This is a genomic window from Microbacterium sp. NRRL B-14842 (genome assembly GCF_050470785.1).
In genome coordinates this window covers 1,788,172-1,813,133 of the sequence record NZ_JBFLUM010000001.1, presented here as the reverse complement: position 1 = coordinate 1,813,133, position 24,962 = coordinate 1,788,172, and the positions used below count along the sequence as shown (strand labels likewise).

27 protein-coding genes are annotated in these 24,962 nt (G+C 71.5%); 15 read left to right on the top strand and 12 right to left on the bottom strand.

Annotated features, from left to right (window positions below; all coding sequences use genetic code 11):
- The first annotated feature begins 50 nt into the window (after positions 1 to 50).
- From AB1285_RS09065 to AB1285_RS09045, 5 genes are read left to right on the top strand one after another with little or no spacing between them, the layout of a single operon-like run.
- On the top strand, positions 51 to 881 hold the full coding sequence (locus AB1285_RS09065) for an ADP-dependent NAD(P)H-hydrate dehydratase (RefSeq protein WP_370428743.1): 831 nt from the start codon (positions 51 to 53) through the stop codon (positions 879 to 881).
- Positions 878 to 2,116: a hypothetical protein gene (locus tag AB1285_RS09060; RefSeq protein ID WP_370428744.1), complete on the top strand. Its 1,239-nt coding sequence runs from the start codon at positions 878 to 880 to the stop codon at positions 2,114 to 2,116. Before AB1285_RS09065 ends, AB1285_RS09060 begins: the two co-directional genes overlap by 4 nt.
- Positions 2,117 to 2,120: 4 nt before the next feature.
- Positions 2,121 to 2,453: a thiamine-binding protein gene (locus AB1285_RS09055; protein ID WP_187663750.1), complete on the top strand. Its 333-nt coding sequence runs from the start codon at positions 2,121 to 2,123 to the stop codon at positions 2,451 to 2,453.
- Positions 2,454 to 2,462: 9 nt separating this feature from the next.
- On the top strand, positions 2,463 to 3,692 hold the full coding sequence (locus tag AB1285_RS09050) for an MFS transporter (protein WP_315637094.1): 1,230 nt from the start codon (positions 2,463 to 2,465) through the stop codon (positions 3,690 to 3,692).
- Between the two features lie 9 nt (positions 3,693 to 3,701).
- On the top strand, positions 3,702 to 4,307 hold the full coding sequence (locus AB1285_RS09045; protein WP_366236535.1) for an NUDIX domain-containing protein: 606 nt from the start codon (positions 3,702 to 3,704) through the stop codon (positions 4,305 to 4,307).
- 6 nt (positions 4,308 to 4,313) lie between these two features.
- Here the strand turns inward: AB1285_RS09045 and metX are convergent, their stop codons facing one another.
- Together metX and AB1285_RS09035 are read right to left on the bottom strand one after the other, a co-directional pair.
- Positions 4,314 to 5,519: a homoserine O-acetyltransferase MetX gene (gene metX / locus AB1285_RS09040; protein ID WP_370428745.1), complete on the bottom strand. Its 1,206-nt coding sequence runs from the start codon at positions 5,517 to 5,519 to the stop codon at positions 4,314 to 4,316.
- 106 nt (positions 5,520 to 5,625) lie between these two features.
- On the bottom strand, positions 5,626 to 6,948 hold the full coding sequence (locus AB1285_RS09035; protein WP_259955127.1) for a bifunctional o-acetylhomoserine/o-acetylserine sulfhydrylase: 1,323 nt from the start codon (positions 6,946 to 6,948) through the stop codon (positions 5,626 to 5,628).
- 159 nt (positions 6,949 to 7,107) lie between these two features.
- Between AB1285_RS09035 and AB1285_RS09030 the strand changes: the two genes are divergently transcribed.
- From AB1285_RS09030 to AB1285_RS09020, 3 genes are read left to right on the top strand one after another with little or no spacing between them, the layout of a single operon-like run.
- Entirely contained in the window at positions 7,108 to 7,890 is a 783-nt protein-coding gene (locus tag AB1285_RS09030) for an SDR family oxidoreductase (protein WP_259955126.1), read from the top strand.
- The gene (locus AB1285_RS09025) at positions 7,887 to 8,606 is read left to right on the top strand and encodes a uracil-DNA glycosylase (RefSeq protein ID WP_268776514.1); all 720 of its coding nucleotides are present in this window, start codon (positions 7,887 to 7,889) and stop codon (positions 8,604 to 8,606) included. Before AB1285_RS09030 ends, AB1285_RS09025 begins: the two co-directional genes overlap by 4 nt.
- A gap of 4 nt (positions 8,607 to 8,610) precedes the next feature.
- Positions 8,611 to 9,225, top strand: coding sequence for a GNAT family N-acetyltransferase (locus AB1285_RS09020; protein WP_370428746.1), 615 nt, complete (start codon positions 8,611 to 8,613; stop codon positions 9,223 to 9,225).
- Between the two features lie 79 nt (positions 9,226 to 9,304).
- Here AB1285_RS09020 and AB1285_RS09015 read toward each other — a convergent pair whose 3' ends face one another.
- From AB1285_RS09015 to AB1285_RS08990, 6 genes are all read right to left on the bottom strand, one after another.
- A complete protein-coding gene (locus tag AB1285_RS09015; protein ID WP_268776512.1) occupies positions 9,305 to 10,093 on the bottom strand; it encodes an ABC transporter ATP-binding protein in 789 nt (262 codons plus the stop codon).
- A complete protein-coding gene (locus AB1285_RS09010; RefSeq protein WP_187663759.1) occupies positions 10,090 to 10,881 on the bottom strand; it encodes an ATP-binding cassette domain-containing protein in 792 nt (263 codons plus the stop codon). Before AB1285_RS09010 ends, AB1285_RS09015 begins: the two co-directional genes overlap by 4 nt.
- On the bottom strand, positions 10,878 to 11,747 hold the full coding sequence (locus AB1285_RS09005; protein WP_187663760.1) for an ABC transporter permease: 870 nt from the start codon (positions 11,745 to 11,747) through the stop codon (positions 10,878 to 10,880). Before AB1285_RS09005 ends, AB1285_RS09010 begins: the two co-directional genes overlap by 4 nt.
- Positions 11,744 to 12,694, bottom strand: coding sequence for an ABC transporter permease (locus AB1285_RS09000; protein ID WP_259955117.1), 951 nt, complete (start codon positions 12,692 to 12,694; stop codon positions 11,744 to 11,746). The genes AB1285_RS09005 and AB1285_RS09000 overlap by 4 nt, the downstream gene beginning before the upstream one ends.
- Positions 12,695 to 12,710: 16 nt before the next feature.
- The gene (locus AB1285_RS08995) at positions 12,711 to 14,228 is read right to left on the bottom strand and encodes an ABC transporter substrate-binding protein (protein WP_187663762.1); all 1,518 of its coding nucleotides are present in this window, start codon (positions 14,226 to 14,228) and stop codon (positions 12,711 to 12,713) included.
- A 92-nt stretch (positions 14,229 to 14,320) separates the two neighbouring features.
- Entirely contained in the window at positions 14,321 to 15,238 is a 918-nt protein-coding gene (locus AB1285_RS08990) for an alpha/beta fold hydrolase (RefSeq protein ID WP_268776510.1), read from the bottom strand.
- A gap of 177 nt (positions 15,239 to 15,415) precedes the next feature.
- Here AB1285_RS08990 and AB1285_RS08985 point away from each other — a divergent pair, with 177 nt between their 5' ends.
- Genes AB1285_RS08985 through AB1285_RS08975 form a run of 3 tightly spaced genes read left to right on the top strand, consistent with a single transcriptional unit; the run spans position 15,416 to position 17,127 of the window.
- Complete coding sequence (locus AB1285_RS08985) at positions 15,416 to 15,892, top strand: carboxymuconolactone decarboxylase family protein (RefSeq protein WP_370428747.1); 477 nt, start codon at positions 15,416 to 15,418, stop codon at positions 15,890 to 15,892.
- Positions 15,889 to 16,623, top strand: a complete 735-nt coding sequence (locus AB1285_RS08980) for a tyrosine-protein phosphatase (RefSeq protein WP_313366677.1) — start codon at positions 15,889 to 15,891, stop codon at positions 16,621 to 16,623. Before AB1285_RS08985 ends, AB1285_RS08980 begins: the two co-directional genes overlap by 4 nt.
- 33 nt (positions 16,624 to 16,656) lie before the next feature.
- Entirely contained in the window at positions 16,657 to 17,127 is a 471-nt protein-coding gene (locus AB1285_RS08975; RefSeq protein ID WP_370428748.1) for an SIP domain-containing protein, read from the top strand.
- Between the two features lies 1 nt (position 17,128).
- Here AB1285_RS08975 and AB1285_RS08970 read toward each other — a convergent pair whose 3' ends face one another.
- From AB1285_RS08970 to AB1285_RS08955, 4 genes are all read right to left on the bottom strand, one after another.
- Complete coding sequence (locus AB1285_RS08970; RefSeq protein ID WP_259955110.1) at positions 17,129 to 17,572, bottom strand: Fe-S oxidoreductase; 444 nt, start codon at positions 17,570 to 17,572, stop codon at positions 17,129 to 17,131.
- Positions 17,569 to 18,372 carry an arginase family protein gene (locus AB1285_RS08965; RefSeq protein WP_370428775.1) on the bottom strand — a complete coding sequence of 268 codons (804 nt, stop codon included), beginning with the start codon at positions 18,370 to 18,372 and terminating at the stop codon, positions 17,569 to 17,571. Before AB1285_RS08965 ends, AB1285_RS08970 begins: the two co-directional genes overlap by 4 nt.
- Positions 18,373 to 18,434: 62 nt before the next feature.
- Positions 18,435 to 19,178, bottom strand: coding sequence for a PspA/IM30 family protein (locus AB1285_RS08960; RefSeq protein WP_187663768.1), 744 nt, complete (start codon positions 19,176 to 19,178; stop codon positions 18,435 to 18,437).
- 59 nt (positions 19,179 to 19,237) lie between these two features.
- On the bottom strand, positions 19,238 to 21,268 hold the full coding sequence (locus AB1285_RS08955) for a TPM domain-containing protein (protein WP_370428749.1): 2,031 nt from the start codon (positions 21,266 to 21,268) through the stop codon (positions 19,238 to 19,240).
- Between the two features lie 122 nt (positions 21,269 to 21,390).
- On the opposite strand from AB1285_RS08955, the gene AB1285_RS08950 reads away from it, so the two are divergent.
- From AB1285_RS08950 to AB1285_RS08935, 4 genes are read left to right on the top strand one after another with little or no spacing between them, the layout of a single operon-like run.
- Positions 21,391 to 22,230: a DUF3097 domain-containing protein gene (locus AB1285_RS08950; protein WP_268776506.1), complete on the top strand. Its 840-nt coding sequence runs from the start codon at positions 21,391 to 21,393 to the stop codon at positions 22,228 to 22,230.
- A 41-nt stretch (positions 22,231 to 22,271) separates the two neighbouring features.
- The gene (gene trmB, locus AB1285_RS08945) at positions 22,272 to 22,997 is read left to right on the top strand and encodes a tRNA (guanosine(46)-N7)-methyltransferase TrmB (protein ID WP_268776505.1); all 726 of its coding nucleotides are present in this window, start codon (positions 22,272 to 22,274) and stop codon (positions 22,995 to 22,997) included.
- A complete protein-coding gene (locus AB1285_RS08940; protein ID WP_370428750.1) occupies positions 22,994 to 23,845 on the top strand; it encodes a CPBP family intramembrane glutamic endopeptidase in 852 nt (283 codons plus the stop codon). Before trmB ends, AB1285_RS08940 begins: the two co-directional genes overlap by 4 nt.
- A gap of 39 nt (positions 23,846 to 23,884) precedes the next feature.
- Complete coding sequence (locus AB1285_RS08935; protein ID WP_370428751.1) at positions 23,885 to 24,961, top strand: DNA polymerase IV; 1,077 nt, start codon at positions 23,885 to 23,887, stop codon at positions 24,959 to 24,961.
- Position 24,962: the final 1 nt, after the last annotated feature.

Sequence of the window (24,962 nt, the reverse complement as noted above, 5' to 3'; positions counted from 1 at the left end):
ACGGTACCGCCGACGCGGACGGGACAGGGCCGTCGGGCTAACGTGGAGTCATGAGCGACGTGCGCGAGTGGTCCCGCAACGACGCGGCGCGGTTCTTCCGCGCTCCGACCGTCGAGGACGACAAGTACTCGCGGGGCGTCGTGGGGGTGCGCACGGGATCGGCCGCCTACCCCGGCGCCGCGGTGCTCGGCGTCGAAGCCGCCTGGCGCACCGGCGCCGGGTTCGTCCGCTACGTGGGCGCGCCGTCGGCGGTCGCGGCGGTGCTCTCGCGGCGCCCGGAGACCGTCGGCGGGCCGGATGCCGGACGCACGCGGATCGGTGCCTGGGTGATCGGCTCCGGGACCGACCCGGACGACCGGAGCGCGACGGAGGCGCAGGCACTGCGGGAGATCGTCGGCGGCGACGTCCCCGTGGTCATCGACGCCGGAGCGCTCGATCTGGCGCCGACCGCACGCGCCCCGTTCGTCGCCACGCCGCACGGCCGGGAGTTCGCGCGGCTGCGGGAGCGCATCGGCATCGACGGGGCCTCGGACGATCTCGCAGACGTCCGCGCCGTGTCCGCCGCGATCGACGGCGTGGTGCTGCGCAAGGGCGCGCGCACCGTGCTCGCCGCACCCGACGGCACGCTGATCGCCGTCGAGGCGGGAACGGGCTGGCTCGCGACGGCGGGCACGGGCGACGTGCTCGGCGGGATCGTCGCCGCCGTGATCGCCGCGAATCCGGGCAGCCCGCTCGTCGAGTCCGCTGCGGCGGCCGTCTGGCTGCACGGGCACGCCGCCCGCATCGCCGCCGCGGCGACCGCGGGCGCGAGCGGCCATCCGATCGTCGCGCTCGACATCGCGGAGACGCTGCCCCGCGCGGTAGCGGACCTCCTGTCGTGAGGACCTCGACCCGGAGGAGCGCGCTCGCCCTGTGGATCGCCTTCCTCCTCGTCCACCTCATGACCGCGTGGCTGGGCTGGGTCTACCCGAGCCAGCCTATGGGGGACGTCGTGCTCGTGTACGAGCCCTGGGCCACCGCGGCGTGGAGCGGCGGGGAGGTCGTGGGCGTCACGGAGTCCTGGGTGTATCCGCAGCTCGCGCTCCTGCCGATGATGCTCGCGGCCGGGCTCGCCGCACCGTTCCTCCCGCTGCTCGGCGTCTCCGGCGCCTACCTCATCGGCTGGGCACTGCTGGTGACGGCGCTCGACGCCCTGGCGTTCGCCGTCCTCGTCGGGCGCGGACGCGTACGGGCGCGTCGGACAGCCGCGTGGTTCTGGTGTGCGGCGCTGCTGCTCCTCGGACCCATCGCGCTGTACAGGATCGATGCCGTGACCGTGCCCCTCGCCGTCGTCGCCGGTCTGTGGTTGGTCACCCGCCCCACCATCGCCGCGGCGCTGCTGACCATCGGCGCCTGGATCAAGATCTGGCCCGGTGCGCTCCTCCTCGCGGCGGTCGTGGCCGGGAGGGCGCGGCTGCGGATGCTCCTGACCGCCGCGGGGGTCACCGCCGGTGTGGTGGTGGCGCTCCTGCTGCTCGGCGCCGACACCGAGATCCTCGGCTTCCTCACCGCACAGACCGGCCGGGGGCTCCAGATCGAGGCGGTCGCCGCGACGCCGTTCCTCTGGATGGCCGTGACGGGGGCCGCCCGCATCGAGTACAGCTACGACATCCTCACCTTCCAGATCGTCGCGCCGGGAGCGGAGGTCGTCTCCACGGTCCTCACCCCGCTCCTCGCCCTCGCCGTGGTCGTCGTCGCGCTCGCCGGCGGGGTCAAGGCCGCCCGCGGCGCGTCGTTCGCGCGACTCTTCCCGCCGCTGGCCCTGCTCCTGGTGACGGTGCTCATCGCTCTGAACAAGGTCGGCTCGCCGCAGTTCCAGACCTGGCTGCTGGCGCCCGTGATCCTGTGGCTCGTGCTCGACCGCCGCCGCGCGCGGGCCGCCGCGGCGCTCGTGCTCGCGCTGTGCCTGCTCACCTGTCTCGTGTATCCGCTGAGCTACGACGGGCTGCTGCGGGCCGAAGCCGCCCCCGTCCTGCTGCTCACGATGCGGAACGTCCTGCTCGTCATCCTCGCCGTCGTGAGCGCCGTCGCGCTCGCGCGTGTCCCCGTCGTCCGCCGTCCCCGAACCCAGGAGTGAACCCATGTTGATCGCCTTCTCCGTCGCCCCCAGCGGCACGCCCGCCGATGGCGCCGACCGCAGCGATGCCTCCGTGCACGATGCCGTGGCCGCCGCGGTGCGCGTCGTCCGTGCTTCCGGGCTCCCGCACCGCACGACGAGCATGTTCACCGAGATCGAGGGGCCCGACTGGGACACCGTGATGGACGTGGTCAAGCGGGCGACCGAGGCGGTCATGCCGTACGGATCGCGGGTGTCCCTCGTCCTCAAGGCGGACATCCGTCCCGGCTACACCGGGGAGCTCGACGCCAAGGTCGAGCGCCTGGAGGCGGCGATCGAGGAGTCCGACGACCGGTAAGCTGAACCGGTGAATCCCTCGACACCTTCGAGGGGTGCGGCGAAGTGGGCGCTCCTCTCCCTCGCCATCGGCAGTTTCGGCATCGGCATGACCGAGTTCGTCGTCATGGGCCTGTTGCCGAACATCGCCGCCGACCTCCTCCCGTCCGTCTGGGCGTCGAGCCAGGAGGAGGCGCTGAGCCAGGCCGGCTGGCTGATCTCGCTGTACGCGCTCGGCGTGGTCATCGGCGCCCCGACCATCGCCGGCTTCGTCGCCCGCTATCCGCGGCACCGGGTGATGATCGTGCTCGCCCTGGCGTTGACGGTGTTCAATGCGCTCACCGTGGTGCTGCCGACGTTCGAGCTCGTCGGGGTATCGCGCTTCCTCGCCGGGCTCCCGCACGGTGCGTATTTCGGCATCGGCGCGCTCGTCGCCGCCGACGTGATGGGACCGGGCAACCGTGCCAAGGGCGTCGCGTTCATCCTCACCGGACTCACGGTCGCCAACGTCATCGGGGTGCCGCTGGGCACCTTCCTCGGCCAGGAATGGGGCTGGCGCGCGGCCTTCGCCGTCGTCGCGCTCGTCTTCGCGCTCGCCACCGTCTTCATCGCGCTGTTCGTGCCCGCGCACCCGGGGAACCCCGGGCGCACGATGCGGGCCGAGCTCGGGGTGTTCCGCATCGGTCAGGTGTGGTTCACGCTCGGCGTCGGGGCGATCGGGTTCGGCGGGTTCTTCGCCGTCTACAGCTACATCGCCCCGCTCGTGACGGAGGTCGCCGGATCGCCGGACTGGGTCGTGCCGATCGTGCTCGTGCTCATGGGGCTCGGCATGACCGGCGGGAACCTCGTCGGCGGTCACCTCGCCGACATCGACCTCCGCCGCACACTGCTGCTCGGTCTCGCCGCGATGGCGGTCGTGTTCGCTCTCCTCGCGGTGCTCTCGTTCTGGATCGTGAGCCTGAGCCTCGTCGTCGTGCTCGTCGGGTTCGTCTCGTCCGTGCTGAGCCCGACGATCCAGACCCGGCTGATGGACGTGGCCGGCGACAACCAGTCCATCGCGGCGGCCATGAACCACTCCGCCCTGAACATCGGCAACAGCCTCGGCGCCTTCCTCGGCGGCATCGTGATCGCGGTCGGCTGGGGCTTCACGGCGCCGGCGTGGACCGGCGCCGTGCTCGCAGTGGCCGGTCTCCTCATCGCACTGGTGTCCTACCGCGTGGAGGCGCGGCGGGTCGCGCAGACGCCGGTCCTCGCATCGTAGAGTGACGGGGTGACCACCCCCGACGAGGACCTCCCGCTCGCCGGCACCGTCGTGCTGCTGCGGCCCGTCGCCGACGGCTTCCAGGTGCTGCTGCTGCGCCGTCCGTCGCGAGGCTCGTTCGCAGACGCCTGGGTCTTCCCCGGCGGGAAGGTCGAGCAGGGGGACCGTCAGCCGGGCGCTGCAGAGGTCGACGACGCGCGTCGCGCCGCCGCCAGGGAGACCGCGGAGGAGGTCGGACTGACGGCGCGCGATCTGGTGCCGCTGTCGGAGTGGCGGCCGCCGGCGGAGGCGCCGGTCCGGATCCGCACCTGGTTCTTCCTCGCCCTCGCGCCGGACGCCGAACCGTCGCCGTCCGCCGACGAGGTCGTCGAGCTCGCCTGGGTGTCACCCGCCGAGGCTCTCGCCCGTCACGCGTCAGGAGAGTGGCGACTCTTCCCGCCGACTTGGCTCACATTGCACCGACTCTCCGCCTTCGCCGATGTCGATGCGGCGCTGGCCTCCGGCGGGGCTGTCGAGCTGTTCCAGACACAGGTGCGCGATGAGGGCCGGGCGTTCGGCTGGGCACAGGGGACCCTCCACGCCCACACCCTGCCGTGGCGGTTCGATCCGGTGTGACGCGGCTCAGGCGTCGAGCAGACGCCGTAGGTGCGCGCCGACGGCCTCGGTCTCGATGAGGAAGCCGTCGTGGCCGAAGTCGCTCGTGAGCACCACCGCTTCGCCGTCGAGCACGTTCGCGATGCTCCGCGCGATCCGCTGCTGCCCGTCGACGGGGAAGAGGCGGTCGCTGTCGATGCCGAGGACGAGGGTCGTCGCGGTCACCGCCTTCAGGGCCTCCTCGACGCCGCCGCGGCCACGACCGACGTCATGCGAGTTCATCGCCTCGACGAGGGTGACGTAGCTGTTCGCGTCGAAGCGCCGCGTGAACTTGTTGCCGTGGAAGTCGAGGTACGACTCCACCGCGAAGCGCCCGCCGTGGCCGAGCGGCGACACGTCGGACTGCCAGGAGCGCTGGAACCGCTGGTTGAGCTCGATCGGGCTGCGGTAGTTCAGCAGAGCCATGCGGCGGGCGAGGGCGAGGCCGCGATGCGGACCGTCGCCGTCCGCGAGGTCGTAGTACTCGCCGCCCTGGTAGCGCGGGTCCATGCGGATGGTCTCCAGCTGCACGGTGTTGAGCGCGATCTGGTCGGCGGTGGTGACCGGGGGAGAGGAGAGCACCGCGAGCCGCTGCACCCGGTCGGGCTGCGACACGGCCCACTCGAGCGCATGCATGCCGCCCATCGAGCCGCCGATCACCGCCGCCCAGCTGTCGATGCCGAGCGCTTCGGCCAGACGCACCTGCGCGGCGACCTGGTCGCGGATGGTGAGGTAGGGGAAGCGCGACGCCCACTCGTAGCCGTCCGGGGCGATGCTCGCCGGCCCCGTCGATCCCTGGCAGCCGCCGAGCATGTTCGGCGCGATCACGAACCACTCGTCGGTGTCGAGCGGCGCACCGGGGCCGACGACGTCCTCCCACCAGCCGGCGGTCGGGTGGCCGGCGCCGGCCTCGCCGCGCACATGGCTGTCGCCGGTGAGGGCGTGCAGGACGAGCACCGCGTTGTCGCGGGCGGCGTTCAACTCGCCCCAGCTCTCGTAGGCGAGGCGGATGCCGGGAAGCTGTGCTCCGCTCTCCGCGGTGAAGGCGCCGAACGCGGCGAAGCGGCGGCCGCCGACGGGATCGCCGTCCCGCCAGGCGCCGGTGGCCGGCGGGCGGGCACGGAGCAGCCGGACGTCGGCCTCCGTCACCGGTGCCGACGGCACCGTGTCCTCGGAGGTCGTCTGCCAGTCCATGTCTCCATTCTCGCCTGGCCGGTGGGTCTCGGCCCGCAGGTTACGACACGGGCACGACGAAGGCCCCGAGCCGTGCGGTCCGGGGCCTTCGTGGAGGGCGTGCGGGTCAGGCGCGGGCGGCCTCCGAGACGGCACGCGCGGCGGCGAGCGCCTGGTCCAGATCCGCCTTGAGGTCCTCGATGTTCTCGAGGCCCACGGACAGGCGCACGAGGCCGGGGGTCACACCCGCGGTGAGCTGCTGCTCAGGCGTGAGCTGGGCGTGCGTCGTGGAGGCCGGGTGGATGACGAGCGAGCGCACGTCGCCGATGTTGGCGAGGTGGCTGAACAGGGAGAGGCTGTTGACGAACTCCCGTCCGGCTTCGACACCGCCCTTGAGCTCGAACGACAGCACGGCGCCGACACCCTTCGGGGCGTACTCGTTCGCCGTGGCGTACCAGGGCGAGGACGGAAGGCCGGAGTAGTTGACCCCGGCCACGTCGTCGCGGCTGTCCAGCCACTCGGCGATCTCCTGGGCGTTCTGCACGTGGCGCTCGATGCGCAGCGACAGCGTCTCGACACCCTGGATGAGGTTCCACGCGCTCTGCGGGGCGATGGCCGAGCCGAGGTCGCGGAGCAGCTGCACGCGGGCCTTGATGATGTAGGCGAGCGGGTCGCCGACCGCGGCCGTGTAGCTGGCGCCGTGGTACGACGGGTCCGGCTCGGTGAGCCCGGGGAACTTCTCGACGTTCTCCGACCACGCGAACGAGCCGCCGTCGATCACGACGCCGCCGATCGTGGTGCCGTGGCCGCCGAGGAACTTCGTGATCGAGTGGACGACGATGTCGGCGCCGTGCTCGAACGGACGGATCAGGTACGGCGTCGCGATGGTGTTGTCGACGATCAGCGGGACGCCGTTCTCGTGGGCGATGTCGGCGACCGTGCGGATGTCGAGCACGTTGATCTGCGGGTTGCCGATCGTCTCCGCGAAGAAGAGCTTCGTGTTCGGACGGACGGCGCGGCGCCACTCCTCCGGGTCGTCCTGGTTCTCGACGAAGGTGACCTCGATGCCGAGCTTGGCCAGGGTGTACTTGAACAGGTTGTAGGTGCCGCCGTAGATCGAGCTCGACGCGACGAAGTGGTCGCCGGCCTGCGCGATGTTGAGGATCGCGAAGGTCGAGGCGGCCTGGCCGCTGGAGAGGACGAGGGCGCCGGTGCCCCCTTCGAGCGCGGCGAGGCGCTGCTCCAGGACGTCCTGGGTCGGGTTCTGGATGCGGGTGTAGATGTTGCCGAACTCGGCGAGCGCGAAGAGGTTCGCGGCGTGGTCGGCGCTGTCGAACACGTAGGACGTGGTCTGGTAGATCGGTGTCGCCCTGGCCTTGGTGACGGGGTCGGGGGCGGCGCCCGAGTGGATCTGCTTGGTCTCGAAACGCCAGGTCTCGGGTGCGGACATGTGTTCCCCCTGGAACGGTCGGAAGGTCGGATGGGCTGGTGCCCTTGCAGCGAGAGTACGGAATATCGCGCCGTGTCAACAGTGACCGGGAAATGTGACGTAACACGGCGTGCGGCCCGGAACGGGCGGAACCCGCGCGGACATCGTACGGTGGAGGACATGGCCAACAGACGTGCAGTGGTGACAGGTGCGAGTTCCGGGATCGGTCAGGCGACGGTACGGGTGCTGCGGGCGCGGGGGTGGGACGTCGTCGGCGTCGCCCGCCGTGCGGACCGCCTCGCTGCGCTCTCCGCCGAGACGGGGGCATCGACCATCGCCTGCGACCTGACCGACGATGCGGCGGTGGCGGCGCTCGTCGGAGAGCTGGAGCGCACGGGCCCGGTGCACGCCCTCGTCCAGGTCGCCGGTGGCGCGCGGGGGACCGACCGCGTCGAGGACGCCGCGCTCGCCGACTGGCAGTGGATGTACGACGCGAACGTGCTCGCCACGCAGCGCCTCGTGGCGGGGCTGCTGCCGCTGCTGCGTCGCACCGCGGATGCGGACGGTCACGCCGACCTCCTCTTCGTGACCTCGACGGCTGCGCAGACCGCCTACCCGGGTGGTGCGGGGTACAACGCGGCGAAGGCTGCCGAGGCGATGCTCGTCCGGGCGCTGCGCCAGGAGCTGAACGGCGAGCCGCTCCGCGTGGCCGAGGTCGCTCCGGGCATGGTGCACACCGAGGAGTTCACGCTGAACCGGCTCGGGGGCGACGCCGTCGCGGCGGAGGCCGTGTACTCGGGCGTCGAGGCGCCCCTCCTCGCCGAGGATGTGGCGGACGTCATCGCCTATGCCCTGGAGGCCCCCGCTCACGTGAACCTCGACCTCATCACGATGCGGCCGGTCGCCCAGTCGGCGCAGCACCTGCTCGCGCGGGGACCGCTGCGGGTCCGGCCCGTCGAGTGACCGGAGGACGTGCCCTCGCCGAGCTCGCGGAAGAGGGACTGATCGACGCGGGGTGGGCGGAGGCGCTGGCCCCGGTGCAGGACACCATCACGGCGCTCGGGGAGCGGCTGCGCGCCGAGCAGGCCGCGGGTCACGGGTACCTTCCCGCGGGACCGAACGTGCTGCGGGCCTTCCAGCGACCGCTCGCCGATGTCCGGGTGCTCATCACGGGTCAGGACCCCTACCCGACCCCCGGCCACCCGATCGGGCTGTCGTTCGCCGTCGACCGCGACGTGCGCCCCTTGCCGCGGAGCCTGATGAACATCTACAAGGAGCGCGAAGCAGACCTCGGGCTGTCGCCCGCGCCGCACGGCGACCTCACGGCGTGGAGCGATCAGGGCGTGCTGCTGCTGAACCGGGTCCTGACGGTCCGCCCCGGAGCCGCGGCCTCCCACCGCGGCTGGGGGTGGGAACAGGTGACGGAGCTCGCGATCCGCACCCTCGTCGCGCGCGACCAGCCGCTCGTCGCGATCCTCTGGGGGCGTGACGCGGCGAATCTCCAGCCTCTGCTCGGCGACACCCCGGTGATCGCTTCGGCGCATCCGTCCCCGCTCTCCGCCAGCCGCGGCTTCTTCGGGTCCCGCCCCTTCTCCCGCGCGAACGCGCTCCTGGAAGAGCTCGGCAGCGCTCCGGTGGACTGGAGGGTGGAGGGTGAGGGGCCCGGCTCCCTAAGCTGAGCCCATGCAGTTCGAGCCCGGGGACCGTCGTCGCGTTCTCCCGCGTCATCTGCGACCGGCCGCCGCACCGGACACGTTCTCGTACGCGATCCGCCCCGCCAGGGCCGCAGACCTCCCGCACGTGCGCGAGATCTACAACCACTTCGTCAGCAACTCGGCCGTCACTCTGGACGAGCGCCGCAGCAGCATCCCGTACTGGAGAGACAAGTTCGAGCTCCTGGAGCGGCTCGGGCTGCCTTTCCTCGTGGCGGTGTCGCCCTCCGGCGCGATCCTCGGCTATGCCCTCGCGCAGCCATGGGCCGGGAAGAACGCCTACCGGTACACGGTGGAGGACTCCATCTACCTCGGGCCGGGCGCGGCGGGGAAGGGACTCGGCTCCGCTCTCCTGCAGGCCCTGATCGGCGCCTGCGAACAGCGCGGGCTCCGCGAGATGGTCGCCGTCGTCAGCGATCAAGGGGCGGACGCCTCGATCCGGCTGCACGAGAAGCTCGGCTTCGTGGAGGCCGGGCGCATGGGGCGGGTCGGCCGGAAGTTCGGTCGTGACCTGGGCACCGTCTACCTGCGCCGAGCCCTGCGCCCGTCCCGCCCCCGCCGTCGCCTCTCGCTCTTCCCGCGCTGACCCACCCCTTTGTGTGCGCCCCGGCCCCTTGCGGACGCGCGCAACGGGGTGGGAGGCACGCAAGGGGGTGGGTCGACGATCAGGCGTCGGGGATGACGGGGATCGCGGAGAGCAGCGTGCGGGTGTAGTCCGCCGACGGGTGGAGAAGGACGTCACGGGTCGGACCGCGCTCGACGATGCGGCCGTCCTTCATGACGACGACCGTGTCGCAGAGGTTCTGCACCACACCGATGTCATGGGACACGAGCAGCAGCGTGAACTCGTCCGCGACCCGCAGCTCCGCGAGGAGCTCGAGGATCTGCGCGCGCACCGTGACGTCCAGCGCCGACAGCGGTTCGTCGCCGACGAGGATCCGCGGACGATGGACGAGCGCGCGGGCGAGGGCGATCCGCTGCCGCTGCCCGCCGGAGAACTCGTGCGGGTAGCGGTCGCCCATCTCGGGGTCGAGGCCGACCTGGGCGATGACCTCTCGTACCCTGGCGCGATGATCTCCGTCGATGCCGAGCGCCCACAGCGGCTCCCGCACGATCTGCCCGGCCGTCATCCGGGGGTCGAGCGAGGCGTAGGGGTCCTGGAAGACGAGTCCGGTCTGCCGGCGCAACCAGTGCAGCGATCGTGCGGAGGCAGTGGCATCGACGGTCCGGCCGTCTATCGACACGCTCCCCGCGGTCGGACGGTCGAGCCCGAGCAGGAGCCGCACGAGGGTCGACTTCCCGGATCCGGACTCGCCGATGATCCCGACGGAGGCGCCCTCGGGGACGTCGAGGTCGGTCGGCTCCAGCGCCGTCTGCCGCCGTGTGCGCTCGAACGCCGTCCGCTTCGGCAGGACGAAGTCCCGCCGCAGCCCTCGTGCTTCGATCAGGCTCATGCCGTGCCTCCGTCGGGACGCCAGAGAGTCGCGGTCGCGTCCCGCAGCAGGCCCTGCGTGACCGGTGAGGAGGGCGCGGTCAGCAGCCGCGACACCGGGGCGCTCTCGACGACGCGACCGTGCTCCAGCACCACGCCCGCGGTCGCCACCTGGGACAGCACCGCGAGGTCGTGCGTGATGAACAGCAGCGACATGCCCTCGTCGGCCACGAGCCGGAGCAGCAGCGACAGGATCTCCGCCTGGATCGTCACGTCCAGGGCGGTCGTGGGTTCGTCCGCGATCAGCAGCCGCGGACGGCAGGCGAGGGCCATCGCGATCGCCACGCGCTGCCGCTGACCCCCGGAGAGCTGGTGCGGGTACCGGTCGACGATGGTCTCCGGGTCGGGAAGCCGCACGCGGGCGGCTTCGGCGATCGCCCGGTCGCGCGCCTCGCGCCGCCCGAGGCCCTCGTGGATGCGGATGGATTCCGCGATCTGGCGGCCGACGGTGCGGATCGGGTTGAGCGCGGTCCGCGGCTCCTGGAAGACGATGCCGATGTCGTCGCCGCGCAGCCGGGCGAGATCGCGGTCCGGCATCCCGATCAGCTCGGTGTCGTCCCACCGGATGCTCCCGTGCGCTGTCGCCCCGTCCGGCAGGAGCCCGAGGACGGCGAGCGCGGTGAGGGACTTGCCGGAGCCCGACTCGCCGATCACGCCGAGGCGCGCGCCGTCGGGCACCTGGAACGACACGCCGTCGACGACGCGCCGTCCGTCGATCTCGATGACGAGATCCTCGACCGTCAGACTCATGCGACCACCGCCGGTGTGTGCGTCTCGGCGGCGCGGTGCCGCAGCGTGGGATCCGTGGCCTCGCGGAGCCCGTCTCCGAGCAGGTTGAGGGCGAGCACGGTGAGGGTGATGGTGAGTCCGGGCCAGATCACCGTGAGGGGATGCACACCGATGTAACGCTGCAGATCGGCGAGCAGCAGCCCCCAGCTGGGCTCCACGACCGAAGCGCCGAACCCGAGGTAGGACAGGCCGGCCTCCGCGAGGACGGCCACGGCCATCGACCACGACAGCTGCACGATGAACACCGGCGCCACATTCGGGAGGAGGTGACGGACGAGGTTCTGCGCGGGGGTGAGGCCGGACGCGCGCGCCGCGAGCACGAAGTCGCTCTGCTGTACGCGGCGCAGCTCCGGACGCGTGACCCGCGCGATGTTCACGCCGAACCCGATCCCCACCGCCCAGATCACGACCCAGAGCGAACCGCCCCACACCGACGAGATCATCATCGCGATCAGCAGCACGGGGAAGGCGATGAGGATGTCGACGAGCACGGCCACCGTCTCCCGGACGAGGCGGGTGGTCAGGGCGCCGAGGGCGGCGAGGGCGATGCCCACGAGCGTCGCGACGAGTCCGGCACCCACGCTGACGAACACGGTCGTCCGCGCCCCGGCCATGAGCAGGCTCAGGATGTCGCGACCGGTGTCGTCCGTGCCGAGGAGGTGCGGCCAGCTCGGCGGCAGCCAGCGGTCGCCGATGTTCGAGGCCCGCGGGTCGAACGGCGTCCAGAAGAGCGACACGACGGCCGCCAGCGCGACGATGGCGATGACGATCAGCCCGAAGCGACCGGTCGAGGTCCGCCACAGCCGGGGGAACCAGCGCGCGCTCATGCGGCCTCCCGCTGTCGAGGATCGATCGCCCGGTGCAGCAGATCCACGAGGAAGCCGACCACCAGCACGAAGCCGGTCAGCACGAGCAGCTCGCTCTGCACCTTGACGAGATCCCGGGTGCCGACGTCGGTCACGAGCATGCGGCCGATGCCCGGAAGCGTGAACAGCTGCTCGATAACGACCGAGCCGACGATGATCCCGGCGACCTGGAGGCCGAGGACCGTGATGATGGAGAGCCCGACCGCGGGGATGCCGTGCTGGATGAGGGCGCGGGTCTTGGTCAGTCCCTTGGCGGCCGCGGTGCGGACGAAGTCCTGCCCGGCCGCCTGCAGGGTCGCGCTGCGCACGAAGCGCATGAGCATGGCCCCCTCGACGATGCCGATGGTGAGGGCGGGCAGCAGCAGCGCCTCGATCGCCCTGCCCGGCGTGGACCATCCGGTGCGGGGGAAGCCCTGGGGCGGCAGCCAGCCGAGCCACACGGAGAACACCACGATCAGCATCATGCCCGCCCAGACGACGGGCACCGCCGCGAGCGCCTGCGCGCCGACGCTGAGCGCGGTACCGTCGCGATGGCCGCGCCGCAGGGCGGCGAGGATCCCGAAGGGGACGGCGATCAGCACGGCGATCGCCAGCGACATGATCCCGAGCGGGACGGTCACCTGCGCCTTCAGCAGGAGCTCCTCGCCGACGGACGCGCCGGACAGCAACGACGTGCCGAGGTCGCCGCGGAGGATGCCGGCGATCCAGTCGGTGTACTGCACGAGCAGGGGCTGGTTCAGGCCCAGTGACTCCCGCAGGGCCTCGACCTCGGCGGGCGAGGCCTGCGTGCCGGCGATCAGCTGCGCGACGTCGCCGGGGAAGACCCGCAGCGTGAGGAAGATGAGCGCGCTCGACACGAGGAGCCCCGCGATCAGCAGGGCCCCTCGGACGAGCGCGTAACGCAGCACGGGGAGTCGGCCGTCGTCAGCTCGCCGCGGAGACGGTCACACCCGCGAGGTCGATGCGCGAGTTGATCGAGTCCTCAGGGAAGCCGCTGACGAGCGGGCTCACGGCGGTGATCGTCTGGCCGTTGTAGAGCCAGTCGGCCGCGTGGTCCTCGGAGACGATGCGGGCCGCCTCGGCGAGGAGCTTCGCGGAGGCGTCCGCGTCGACCTCCGCCATCGCCTGCGCGTAGAGGTCCTGCACCTCGGCGTTGTCGTAGCCGAAGTAGTAGTCCGGATTGGCGAAGTTGCCGAAGTCCCGCGGCTCGACGTGCAGGACGAAGCTGAGGTCGTAGTCCTTGTTGGTGTAGACGTCCTCGAGCCAGGTCGGGAACTCCACGGAGTCGACCTCGAGGTTCACACCGACCTTGTCGAAGTCCGAGATGAGGACCTTCGGCACGGTGGTGCCGTAGAACGACGGGATCGTCAGGGTGAGGTCGAGATCCTCCTGGCCGGCCTCGGCGAGCAGCTCCTTCGCCCGGTCGGGGTCGTAGGAGATGACGTCGGAGAGGTCCTCGTAGCCGGGGTCGAGCTCGGGGATCGGACCGTACAGCGGGGTGCCGGCGCCGACGGCCTCGATGAGCGCGTCGTGGTCGATCGCCAGGCGCAGAGCCTCTCGCACCCGGACGTCGTCCAGCGGGGCTTTCTTGTTGTTGAAGGCGAGCGTGGCCTTGTCGGTCGTGCGGCCCGTCGTGAGTGTGAAGTCGCCCGAGTCCTCGAGCTGGGGAGCAAGGTTGGGGTCCACCGCGGTGAGCACGTCGACGTCGCCGGCGAGAGCGGCGTTCACTCCGGCCGTGAAGTCGGGGATGTACTGGAACTCGACCTCGGCGACGCCGGCCGGCTCGCCCCAGTACTCGTCGTTGCGGGCGAAGGTGATCGTGCTGCCCTTGTTCCAGCGCGTGAGCGTGAAGGGCCCGGTGCCGTTCTCCGCGGTCTTGAGGTCGGTGGTGTCGCCCTTCTTGAAGACGAGGCCGGCCGGGCCGGTGAGCGAGAAGAGGAAATTCTGGTTCGGCTCCGACAGCACGATCTGGACGGTCGTGGCGTCCGGGGCCGAGATCGAGGCGACGGACGCGAACTCCGCGTTGCCCTGCACCGTCGTGTCGGTGCGGACGGTCTCGTACGACGCCACGACGTCGGCGGAGGTGAGGGGCGAGCCGTCGTGGAAGGTGATGCCGTCGTTGAGGGTGAACGTGTAGGTGAGGCCGTCGTCGGACACCTCGTAGTCCGAGGCGAGCCGCTCGACGATCTCGTTCTCCTGCGTGCGGCTGACCAGTCCTTCGTAGATGTTGTCGATGAGGACCTGCTCGAGAGCGGCGCCGCTGGTGTGCCGGATGTCGAGGTTCGTGGGTTCGAGCACGAGACCGACGTGCAGGGTGGCGTCGGGGTCGGGCTCGCCGCCCGCGGACGGGGCGGGCTCGGCGGAGCCGGAGCAGGCGCTGAGGATCACGGCGGTGGCCGCGAGCGCGGAGATCAGCGCGAGGCGTCGATGACGTCGGAACATGGGTGTTTCCTCTCGGTGCGGCAGGTGCTGTGTGCCGGTGGGACGAGCCTAGGGTCGGGCAGAGGTATGCGGGGCGGGTGCGGAACGGAACGTCATATTCCGGCCGTGACCGCGGAGGCGACGAGTGCCGCGAGGTCACGGGGTGCCGTCTCCTGCACGTTGTGCGTGGCGTCCAGCACCACGACGCGGGCGTCGGGGAGCCGCTGCTGGAACTGCTCCGCATCGGCAGCGCTGACGAAGCCGCGCTCGGCGCGGACGAGCGTGACGGGCGCTGCCACGGCCGCCAGATCATCCCAGCCGGTCTCGTGCAGCACCGAGGGGGCCGCCGCGGTGCCGGGGTCGTGAGCGGCCAGCGCGGCCGCCGCGAGGTGCGCGAAATGGTGCTTCCACTCCACGCGCCCGTCTGCACGCACGCGCGTGTTGAGGAAGACGCCGCGCTCCGTCTCGGGGCGGGTGCCGCCGAATCCGAGGGCCATCGCCTTGTCGACGAGCTCCGCACGGCTGGCGAAGTCCGTCGGGCCGGCGTAGAACTCGCGCAGGGCGGCGGGGCCGGCGGAGACATCGATGCCGGGGGTGATGTCCACGACGACGAGCGCGGCCACCAGGTCGGGTCGGGCCGCGGCGACAGCGGCGCCGGTGAGACCGCCGAGAGACTGTCCGACGAGCACCTGCGGCCCGGACGTCCATGCGTCCAGCGCGGCGACCACGTCCGCGGCGAGGGTGCGGGGGGAGTAGTCCGCATCGTCACGCCAGGCGGAGTCGCCGTGGCCGGCGAGGTCGATCGCGAGGAGCGGCTGTCCGAGCGCCAGCGCCGTCGTGTCCCACGTGTGGGCGTTCAGCCCCGCGCCGTGCAGGAGCGTGATGCGCGGGGCGTCGGTGCCGAAGCGCAGCGCGCTGACGGACCGGCCGTCGGGAAGGGGGAGGGTCAGTCGCTCCACCGTCGGGAGCGGGACGCCGAGAGCATCGGCCTGTGCGGGAAGATAGGAGAACTCGCTGCTGTCGATCGCCACGCGGCTATTCTGCGCCCGAAATCGCCGCCACGGGAAATGCGAGAGCACATCGACAATTCAGCACCGGTATTCGGTGTGCGTTCAGCTCGGATTTTGCGCAGCATGCTTGTCGATCTGCATTTCGACCTCCCTTCGGGGTGCCGCTCTCCCGCGCACTCGCCGGAATATCATGGGGGTATGAGCGAACAGCGCGTGCACCTGTCCAAGACGGAGCCTGCGGCCTATCAGGCCCTCGACGCCTTCTCGAAGACGGTCGGCAGCATCTGCGCGGCGAACGGGATCGATGATCGGCTGAAGGAGATCGTCATGATCCACTGCTCGCAGCTGAACGGGTGCAGCTACTGCACGCGGATCCACGTGGACCGCGCGGTCGCCGCCGGGCTGGATGTCGACACGATCAGCCAGATCGCCGTGTGGCGTGAGAGCGGTGTGTTCAGCGATCGCGAGCGTGCCGCGCTCGAGCTGGCCGAGGCCTTCACCTTCATCGCGGAGGATGGCATCTCGGACGAGGTCTACGACCTGGTGGGGAGCGTCTTCACCGAGAAGGAGTACGCCGCGCTGAGCTGGGCGTGCGTGTCGATCAACGCCTTCAACCGCATCGTCATCGCCGGGCGCTACCCGGTGCCCCCGCGCGGCTTTCAGGCGGGCGCGTGACGGTCCTCGACGTCGAGGGCGTGACCAACGTCCGGGACGTCGGCGGGATCCCCGTGGCGGGTGGACGCATCCGCCACGGCGTTCTGCTGCGGTCAGGTCAGCTCTCCACGGCGACGACGAAGGGCGCCGCGCGCCTGCGGTCGGCGGTGCGCCACATCGTCGACCTCCGCGACGGCGAGGAGGTCGCCGCGGAACCGAGCGAGATCGAGGGCCCGGAGACGACCCACCTTCCGCTGTTCCTCGGGTCGGTGCGCTCCTTCTTCGAGTCCGACACGAGTCTCGACGACCTGTACCTGCATCTTCTGGAGGAGAGCGGCGAGCGGCTGGTCGCCGCCGTCCGGGTGATCGCCGCGGGGGAGCCGACGCTGGTCCACTGCACCGTGGGCAAGGACCGCACGGGGGTGACGGTCGCGCTGGCGCTCTCGGCGGTCGGCGCCGACAGGGAAGCCGTCATCGCCGATTACGCTCTCACCGAGTCGCAGCTGCCGGCCGAACGGTCACGGCGCATCGCCGCGTACCTGCGGTCGCAGCATCCCGAGGCGGTGCACGCCGTGGATCTCGCCACCCGCTCACCGGCCGAGGTGATGCGTCGGCTGCTCGCGGAAGTGGACGAACGGTGGGGGTCGGCCGCCGGCTATCTGCACGCGAACGGCATGACGGATGACGAGCTCGCCGCTCTGCGCGATGCGCTCGTCGAGCCCGTGTCGGAGGATGCCGCCGCCGAAGGTTAGGCAAGCCTTCGCTTGGTGTACGATGGGATCACCATGGACACCACGCTCGACACCCGGGGCACGCGTGCGGCACGCCGCGCGGCGCGCCGTCGCGCACACTACCTGGTCACCGCCGACGAGCATTCGCTGCTCGACCTCGAGGCGTTCCTCGCGACTCTCCCGCTCTGTGCGTCCGGTCGCATCTTCATCGAGGTTCCCGATGCCTCCGACATCGGCGTGATCCATGCGCCGGGCCGCATGACGGTCACCTGGCTCGCGCGTTCCGCGCGCTCCGGAGCCCCGGGCAGTGGGCGCGGCTGCACCCCGGGTCAGGCGCTGGCCCGAGCCACGTGCGCATGGGCTGACGAGATGCTGCTGGATGACGAGGTCGAGACGCACGTCACACTGCTCGGCGGCTACCTCGGCACGGCCGACATCGTCGAGCACCTCACCGACCGCCTCGGCGTCGCCGCGCACCGCATCCGCGTGCCGGAGCGCTTCGGTCTGCTTCCCGTCGAGAACTGAGTCAGCGGGTGCGGCGCACGTAGTTGCCGTCTTCCAGTCCTGCTTCGATCTCGAAGCGGTTGCGCAGCGGGTCCCGTCCCGCGAACAGGTAGAGCACCGGCATCAGGAAGCCGTAGCGCAACCACTGCTGCTTGTGGACGGCCTCGTGGCGCAGCACCGCGTCCGTCGGCCGCGCGTCGCCGGTGAGGAAGCACCCGCCGACGCAGACGCCGCCGCGGTGGAAGGTCCACCGCGGCATGCCGCGGAAGACCCAGAGTCCGCCGCGCCGTTCGATCGGACCGGTGCTCCACAGCGTGCCCCAGATCCAGCCGACGGCCGTTCCCCAGAGGTAGCCCAGTCGGCTGATCGGCGAGCGCAGCAGGAACGAGGGGATGCGGCGATCCGTCCGGCGCCCGCGGGCGAGGCGTTCCGCCGCGATCGTCTCCCAGCCCGCCCTGGGACTCATGCGACGGCTCCGACGAGGCGCAGGATCGCGCCGAGATCGTCGACCGCGTCGGCGGGCGTACGGGGCGCGAAGCCCGCGATGGTCGCCCCCGCCAAGGGGACGCGGGCCCGCAGTTCTCTGATCGCTGTGCTCAGAGACGTCGGGGTGACGCCGAAGGGGACGGCAGCGGAGACCCCGGTGAAGGTCGCGGGATCGAGGACGTCGACGTCGATGTGCACCCAGACGCGCTGGGCGCCCGTGTCCTGCACGGCATCGGCGAGCGCGCCCGGATCGTCCAGATCGGTCACCGCGAGGTTCCGGAGGCGGCCCCAGTCGTCGGTCTCGGCGTCGTCCACGTTCCGGACGCCCACGGTGACGACGCGGTCCCGGCGGATGCCGGGGGAGAGGGCGAGCTGCGGTTCTCCCTCACCGAGGACGGCGCGCAGCGCCATGCCGGAGAACGCACCGGAGGGTGATGTGTCCGGAGTGTGCAGGTCGGCGTGCGCATCGCACCAGACCACCGCGAGGTCGTCAGTGCCTCCGGGGAGCGTGTCGAGTGCGGCGACGGTGATGCTGCAGTCGCCGCCGATCAGCACGGTTCCGGCTTCGAGATGCCCGGCCACGAGCTCCCGGGTCCGCGCGAGCGCGCTGAGTCGTCGGACGCCTGTACCCAGCGATTCCCCCGCCTCGACGGGGACGTCGAGGACGGTCGTCGCCGCACGCGGCAGATCGCCCGCGATGGCCGACGCGCCGTCGACGAGGAGCATCGCGCGGGCGGCGGGTGAACCCTGCCACTGCGGCACGACGAGGAAACGCACCATGGAGACCTCCCGGAGACGGAACGGCGGATGCCCGGGCGTGCGCCCGGGCATCCGCGACGGTGTCAGTTGCCTTCGAGCGCCTGCCGCGGCGCGCTGCCGCCGGCCTTCAGCTCGGCGAGGCGCGCCTCGACCTCGGTGAGCTCCCCGAGGTCCTCGAGGCTCTCGAACTGGGCGTCGAGGCTCGAAGCGGCCAGTTCCGCCTTGCCCTGGGCGAGAGCCTCCTGGCGGCGGACCTTGTCCTCGAACCGTCCCAGCTCGCTGGTGGGGTCGAGCACGTTGATCGAGCTGACCGCGTCCTGCACCTTGGTCTGCGCCTCGGCGACCTTGGCGCGGGCGAGGAGCTCGCTGCGCTTGTTCTTCAGCTCGTTGAGCTTGTCCTTCATGCCGTTCAGGCCGCTCTTGAGCTTGTCGACGATCTCGGTCTGAGCCGCGATCTGCGGCTCGGCGCTCGTCGCCTCCCGCTCGGCGCTGATCTGGCGCTGCAGGGCGATCTTCGCGAGGTTGTCGAACTTGTCGGCGTCAGCGCTGTTGCCCGAGCCGCGCATCTCGTCGGCCTTGCGGCTGGCGGCGAGGGCCTTGTTGCCCCACTCGGTGGCCGCCTGCACGTCTTCCTCGTGGTCGCGCTCCAGCAGCCGCAGGTTGCCGATGGTCTCCGCGATCGCGGACTCGGCGTCGGCGATGCTGTTGGTGTAGTCGCGGACGAGCTGGTCGAGCATCTTCTGCGGGTCTTCCGCAGAGTCCAGGAGGGCGTTGATGTTCGCGCGGACGAGGGTGGAGATCCGTCCGAAGATGGACTGCTTGGTCATGCGTGGTTCCTTTCAGAGGGGCGTCTTCGAGAGCTTGGCGTATGTGTCTGTGCGAGGGATCAGAAGCGTCGACCTCCGGACCGTCCTCGTCCGCCACCGCGGGATCCGCCGCCGCCGAACCCGGAGCTGCGGAAGCCGCCCGAGGAGCGCCAGCCGCTGCTGCGCCGCGAGGAGCCGCCGCCCCCGCCGCCGGCGAGCAGTCCGCCGATGATCCCGCCGAGGATGTCCCCGCCGATGCCGGAGCCGGTGGAGCGGGACCCGGAGCCGCCGAAGACTCCGCCCCAGCCGTCGTCCGCGTAGGCGCCGGGGGAGTACGCGCGCAGGTCGGCCTCCGCCGCGGATGTGGCCTCGCGCGCGAGACCGAGGGCGCGCTGCGCCTCGGCGAGGGCGCGCTCCACCTCGGTCGTGCGCAGGGTGAGCGCCTGGGTGAGGGCGGCGTCCGCCGCAGCGAGCCGGGTGCGGGCGGTGGAACCCACCGTCCCCCGACGCGTTTCGATGAAGTCGCGCGCAGCGCGGATCTCCGACCCGGCCTGGGCGAGCGTCTGCTCGAGGAGCTGCTGTGCGCGACGCGCGCGGTCCACGGCTTCCCGCCCCTGGGCGATCGCGCCGTCGATCTGGGCGTTCGCAGCGGTGAGCGCGTCCAGGGCCCGCTGCGGGTTCCGCGGCGGGCCGAGGAGATCCTGGTGCGCCGCCCGCACCTGCGCGGTGACAGCGCCGGACGCGGCGGCCAGAGCGCCGGTCGGATCGGGGAGCTGCGAGGCTGCGGTGACATCGGCCTCCAGCTCCGCCACGAGGGCCTGCGCCTGCGCTTCGATGGCGGACAGCTCGGCGCCGAGGGCGGTGATCGCCTGGACGAGCTGCTCGGCCTGTGCGACCGCCTGTTCGGCGGTGCGGATCGCGAAGGCGGCCTCTCCGCTGCGGCCGGCGGCCAGGGCCTGAGCCGCCGCATCGATCGAGCGATCCGCCAGTGCCGCACGTTCCTGAGCCTGCGCGGGGTTGTCCGCCACGGTGGCCAGCGTGCTCTGGTCGTACGTTCCGGAGAGAGCAGCGAGCGCGGGTGCGGCGGAGGCGAGGAGCGGCATCAGCTGGTCGCGCTCCCGACGCACGCGCTCCAGCTCCTGCGGCGCGTTCTCTTGCAGCTTGCGCAGTTCGTCGAAGGCCTCGGTGTTGTCGTCGAGGATGTCGTCGATCTCGTCCGCCAGCCGGATGATGCGGATGTGCCACGCGCGCCGGTCGTGGATGGAATCCTCGATCTCGTCGTCGAGCTTCTGCCGGAGGTCGAACGCCTCGGCGATCTTCGCCTTCGCCTCGTCGATGGCGCGGGAGAACTCCGCGGTCGCGCCCTCGCCGTACTGCGCCACGGCGAATCCCAGCTCCTCCCGGCTCGAGGTGATGGCGTCGTCGGCGCGGACGAGCGCGGCGCCGGCCTGCTGCTCCACCTGCGCATCGGTGAGCGTGGAGAACGGATCGGCGGGGTCCGGGGTCTCCGGCATGGCGCCCCGCTCGCGGATGGCTGCGTTGCGGCGCGAGCGACGGACCAGGGCCACGACGAGCCGGATCAGCAGGGCGGCCGCGACCACCCCGACGATGATCAGCGTGACGCGGAGCGCTCCGGCTCCGCCGTCCCCCTGGATCTCGTCCGCGGCCAGTGTGATGGCGCCGACCCAGTCGCCGCTGCCGGCGAGCGGGGCGATGGCGTCCTCGATGGCGGCGAGCTGCCCGTCGCTCAACGGTCCGGAGGAGTCCGCGGAGATGTAGAGGCTGCGGCCTTCGACGGCGATCGCGAGCAGGTACTGTTCGGGGCCGAGCCGGTTGTCGTTCGCGACCTGATCGGCCCAGTCGACGCTGTCGCTCGGGTCGGTGAAGTCGTCGACGAGGACGACGAAGAGGTCGGCGGAGGAGTTGTCGGTGAGCTCCTGCAGGCGCGACTCGACCTGTTCCTCCTCGGCGGGGGAGAGGACGTCGGCCTGATCGGTGACGTACCCGGAGTCGAGCGTGAGCGGATCGGTCGCGGACGCCGCCGAGGCGGACAGCGCACCCGTCGCGACCGCGAGGGCCAGAGCACCCAGCGTCAGCCACCGTTTCGTCATCGTGTTCCCTCCGACCGGCAGCCGAGCCCCATGTGTCGAGTCTATGCACTGGGTACGACACGCGACAGCACTCGCGCGCGTCTCGGCGTTCGCCCTCAGCGGAGGCACATACGCTGGAAGGCATGGACGACAGGTACGGATCGGACGTGCTGGCGGCGGGCTGGCGCGAGCGCGGCGCGAAGCCGGTGCCGCAGGTGCCCGCGGAGGTCGATCTCGTGGTCGAGGTCGCGGCGGACGGGTTCTGCGGCGCCGTGACGAAGGTGCAGGGCGGCACCGTGGAGCTCGAGGACCGGCTCGGGCGGCGGCGCCTGTTCCCCCTCGGCGGCGGCTTCCTCATCGACGGAGCTCCGGTCCGCCTCGCCGCCCCGGCGGCGTCCGCACAGGGACCCCGTCGCACGGCCTCCGGATCTTTCGCGGTGGCGGATCAGCGGGCGCGGACGGCGCTGCCCAGCCGCATCCTCGTCGAGGGGCGGCACGACGCCGAGCTCGTCGAGAAGGTGTGGGGCGCCGACCTGCGCGTCGAGGGCGTCGTCGTCGAGTACCTGCAGGGCGTGGATCTGCTCGACGAGCTCCTCGCCGCTGAGCCGCCGAGTGCGCGACGGCGGTACGGAGTCCTCGTCGACCACCTCGTGCCGGGGTCGAAGGAGTCCCGCATCGCCGAGGCGGTCGCCCGCGGCCCGCACGGCCGGCACGTCCGCATCGTGGGCCACCCGTTCGTGGACGTCTGGCAGTGCGTCACCCCTCGGGCACTCGGCGTCGCGGCATGGCCCGAGATCCCGCGCGGCGTCGACTGGAAGACCGGCATCTGCCGAGCGTTCGGCTGGCCGCACGAGACCCAGGCCGACACGGCGAGGGCCTGGCAGCACATCCTGTCGAAGGTCACGACCTACCGCGACCTCGAGCCCGCGCTCCTCGGGCGGGTGGAGGAGTTGATCGACTTCGTCACCGCGCCCGCGGGGTGACCGCGTCCGGCCGCGGGACCGCCGGCGACTACCCTGGATCCATGCCCGAACCGCGTACCTTCCGCGACGAACCGGTGTCCTTCGTGCGTCGGAGCGGCCGGATGTCCGAGGCGCAGGAGCGCGCCTTCACCGATCTCGCCCCGCACTATGTGCTGGATGTCCCGCGCGCGGTGGCATGGACCTCCGTGCACCCCGAGGCGCGGCTGGACGTCGCCGCCGAGTACGGCCGGGAGGCCGATCTCTTCGTCGAGATCGGGTCAGGCCAGGGGCATGCCATCGTCGCCGCCGCGTCGAGCCGTCCGCACGACGACTTCCTCGCGGTGGAGGTCTTCCGTGCGGGGCTCGCCCGGACCATGCTCGACGCCGACCGCGCGGGTGCACAGAACCTCCGCGTCGTGGAGGCCAATGCGCCGGAGGTGCTCTCCTCGTACCTGCCGGAGGCAGCGGCGGCCGAGGTGTGGATCTTCTTCCCCGATCCCTGGCACAAGAAGCGCCACACGAAGCGTCGCCTGGTGCGCCCGGGATTCGGGGACACGGCCGCCAGGGCGCTGCGCGACGGCGGCCTCCTCCGGCTCGCGACCGACTGGGAGGACTACGCACTGCAGATGCGGGAGGTGCTCGACGCCGAGCCTCTGTTCGAGCGGGCCTTCGAGGGCGACTGGGCCGAGCGGTTCGACGGCCGCGTCATGACCGCGTTCGAGCGGAAGGGCCGTGCGAAGGGCCGCGACATCCGCGATCTCGTGTACCGCCGACGGGATCGTGCATGACGGAGGCCTCTCCGAGTGCGCCCATGGGGGTGCGCCTCGTCCCCGCGGCGCTGGTGTGCGCGGCCGCCCCGGCCTTCTTCGTCGTGGCGCTGCCCTGGCTCGGCTGGCTGCTGCTGGCGCTGGGCGTCGGTGCCGCCCTGCTCGTGGAGCGCCGCGGCGAGCCGCTGACCGGGGCCGACGGATCCCGGCGGCCCTCGCTCACCCGTGACCTCTCGCTGATCGCGCTCGGCATGCTCATCGTGAGCGTCATCCCGCTCGCGGCGGAGCTCGACAACCCGGCCATGCTGCGCTTCACCCTCGCGCTCGGCTGTGCGGTGCTCGTGCCGTATCTGCTCTCGCGGTTCGCCTTCCGCGACCGGGCGATCCGGTTCCCCTGGCGGACCGGGCAGCGCTGGGGACTGCTCCACTGGGGCTGGCTCGTCGCGGTGCTGGTGCTCGGCTGGCTGATCCTGCCCTTCTACTTCATCACCAGCGGCGTCTATCAGAACTGGCCCGTGGTGGACACGCCCGACCTCATCGCGCGGCTGTTCGTCGGCGTCGGCGCGGTCGGCATCTGGGATGAGCTGTTCTTCATCTGCACCGTCTTCGCGCTGCTGCGTCGCCATTTCCCCGATGCGCTGGCGAACGTGCTGCAGGCCGTCGTCTTCGTCTCCTTCCTCTGGGAGCTCGGCTACCGGGAGTGGGGGCCGCTGCTGACCATCCCGTTCGCGCTGCTGCAGGGGTTCATCTTCCTCCGCACCCATTCGCTGGCCTACGTCGTCACGGTGCACCTCCTCTTCGATGCGGTGGTCTTCGCCGTCCTCGTCCACGCCCACAACCCCGGGCTCCTGCCGATCTTCCTGGTCTGACGGGGTGACTTTGCGGTCGTCAGCGGTCACACTCGATGCATGACCGAGTGGGTGCTGCACGTCGACATGGATCAGTTCATCGCGGCAGTCGAGGTGCGGCGCCGTCCGGAGCTGGCCGGCCGTCCTGTCATCGTCGGGGGACGCGGTGATCCGACCGAGCGGGCCGTCGTCTCGACGGCGTCGTACGAGGCCCGCGCGTTCGGCATCGGGTCGGGCATGCCGCTGAAGATCGCGGCGCGGAAGGCGCCGGAGGACGCGGTGTTCCTGGCCGTCGATCACGCGGAGTACGAGCGGGCGTCGGACGAGGTGATGGCCGCGCTGCGTGCACTGCCGGACGTGGTGCTCGAGGTGGTGGGGTGGGACGAGTGCTTCCTCGGAGTCGCGACCGATGATCCGGAGGGCGTCGCGCGGGCCGCCCAGCGGGCGGTGGAGGAGGCCACCGGCCTGCACTGCTCGGTGGGCATCGGCGACAACAAGGTGCGGGCGAAGATCGCGACCGAGTTCGGCAAACCGCGGGGGGTCTTCCGGCTGACCGCCGACAACTGGTTCGCGGTGATGGGCGACCGGCCGACGCGTGACCTGTGGGGCGTGGGGCCGAAGGTGCAGAAGCGGCTGGCGACCCACGGTATCGCGACGGTGCGCGAGCTGGCGGCCGCGGACGAGGAGACGCTGGTCGCGGAGTTCGGTCCGAAGATGGGGCGGTGGTATCTGGGTCTGGGCTCGGGGCTGGGGCCACGGATCGTCGACGACACCCCGTGGGTGGCCCGGAGCCACAGTCGGGAGACCACATATCAGCAGAACCTCACGACACGCGACGCGGTACAGGATGCGCTGCGGGAACTCGCGGGACACGCGTTCGACGACTGCGCCGCCGAGGGGCGCCCGGTCACGCGGGTGCACCTCAAGGTGCGGTATGCGCCGTTCGAGACGAAGACCTTCGGCCGGAAGCTCCCGGCCCCCACGACGGAACGAGAGGACGTGGTCGCGATGGCACTCGCTCTCGGCGAGACCCTCGACGCCGACCGGGAAGTGCGGCTGCTCGGTGTCCGTGCCGAGATGACCATGCCCGCCGAGCCGGACGGCGCGGAACGCACCCCCGTGCGCGGTCGCATCTGAC

What these genes read in the sequence shown, in the direction of transcription:
- AB1285_RS09065 (WP_370428743.1), top strand. Translation starts at nt 51, where the DNA reads ATGAGCGACGTGCGCGAGTGGTCCCGCAACGACGCGGCGCGGTTCTTC.
- AB1285_RS09055 (WP_187663750.1), top strand. Translation starts at nt 2,121, where the DNA reads ATGTTGATCGCCTTCTCCGTCGCCCCCAGCGGCACGCCCGCCGATGGC.
- metX (WP_370428745.1), bottom strand. Translation starts at nt 5,519, where the DNA reads ATGGACTGGCAGACGACCTCCGAGGACACGGTGCCGTCGGCACCGGTG.
- AB1285_RS09035 (WP_259955127.1), bottom strand. Translation starts at nt 6,948, where the DNA reads ATGTCCGCACCCGAGACCTGGCGTTTCGAGACCAAGCAGATCCACTCG.
- AB1285_RS09030 (WP_259955126.1), top strand. Translation starts at nt 7,108, where the DNA reads ATGGCCAACAGACGTGCAGTGGTGACAGGTGCGAGTTCCGGGATCGGT.
- AB1285_RS09020 (WP_370428746.1), top strand. Translation starts at nt 8,611, where the DNA reads ATGCAGTTCGAGCCCGGGGACCGTCGTCGCGTTCTCCCGCGTCATCTG.
- AB1285_RS09015 (WP_268776512.1), bottom strand. Translation starts at nt 10,093, where the DNA reads ATGAGCCTGATCGAAGCACGAGGGCTGCGGCGGGACTTCGTCCTGCCG.
- AB1285_RS09010 (WP_187663759.1), bottom strand. Translation starts at nt 10,881, where the DNA reads ATGAGTCTGACGGTCGAGGATCTCGTCATCGAGATCGACGGACGGCGC.
- AB1285_RS09005 (WP_187663760.1), bottom strand. Translation starts at nt 11,747, where the DNA reads ATGAGCGCGCGCTGGTTCCCCCGGCTGTGGCGGACCTCGACCGGTCGC.
- AB1285_RS08995 (WP_187663762.1), bottom strand. Translation starts at nt 14,228, where the DNA reads ATGTTCCGACGTCATCGACGCCTCGCGCTGATCTCCGCGCTCGCGGCC.
- AB1285_RS08985 (WP_370428747.1), top strand. Translation starts at nt 15,416, where the DNA reads ATGAGCGAACAGCGCGTGCACCTGTCCAAGACGGAGCCTGCGGCCTAT.
- AB1285_RS08975 (WP_370428748.1), top strand. Translation starts at nt 16,657, where the DNA reads ATGGACACCACGCTCGACACCCGGGGCACGCGTGCGGCACGCCGCGCG.
- AB1285_RS08970 (WP_259955110.1), bottom strand. Translation starts at nt 17,572, where the DNA reads ATGAGTCCCAGGGCGGGCTGGGAGACGATCGCGGCGGAACGCCTCGCC.
- AB1285_RS08965 (WP_370428775.1), bottom strand. Translation starts at nt 18,372, where the DNA reads ATGGTGCGTTTCCTCGTCGTGCCGCAGTGGCAGGGTTCACCCGCCGCC.
- AB1285_RS08960 (WP_187663768.1), bottom strand. Translation starts at nt 19,178, where the DNA reads ATGACCAAGCAGTCCATCTTCGGACGGATCTCCACCCTCGTCCGCGCG.
- AB1285_RS08955 (WP_370428749.1), bottom strand. Translation starts at nt 21,268, where the DNA reads ATGACGAAACGGTGGCTGACGCTGGGTGCTCTGGCCCTCGCGGTCGCG.
- AB1285_RS08950 (WP_268776506.1), top strand. Translation starts at nt 21,391, where the DNA reads ATGGACGACAGGTACGGATCGGACGTGCTGGCGGCGGGCTGGCGCGAG.
- trmB (WP_268776505.1), top strand. Translation starts at nt 22,272, where the DNA reads ATGCCCGAACCGCGTACCTTCCGCGACGAACCGGTGTCCTTCGTGCGT.
- AB1285_RS08940 (WP_370428750.1), top strand. Translation starts at nt 22,994, where the DNA reads ATGACGGAGGCCTCTCCGAGTGCGCCCATGGGGGTGCGCCTCGTCCCC.
- AB1285_RS08935 (WP_370428751.1), top strand. Translation starts at nt 23,885, where the DNA reads ATGACCGAGTGGGTGCTGCACGTCGACATGGATCAGTTCATCGCGGCA.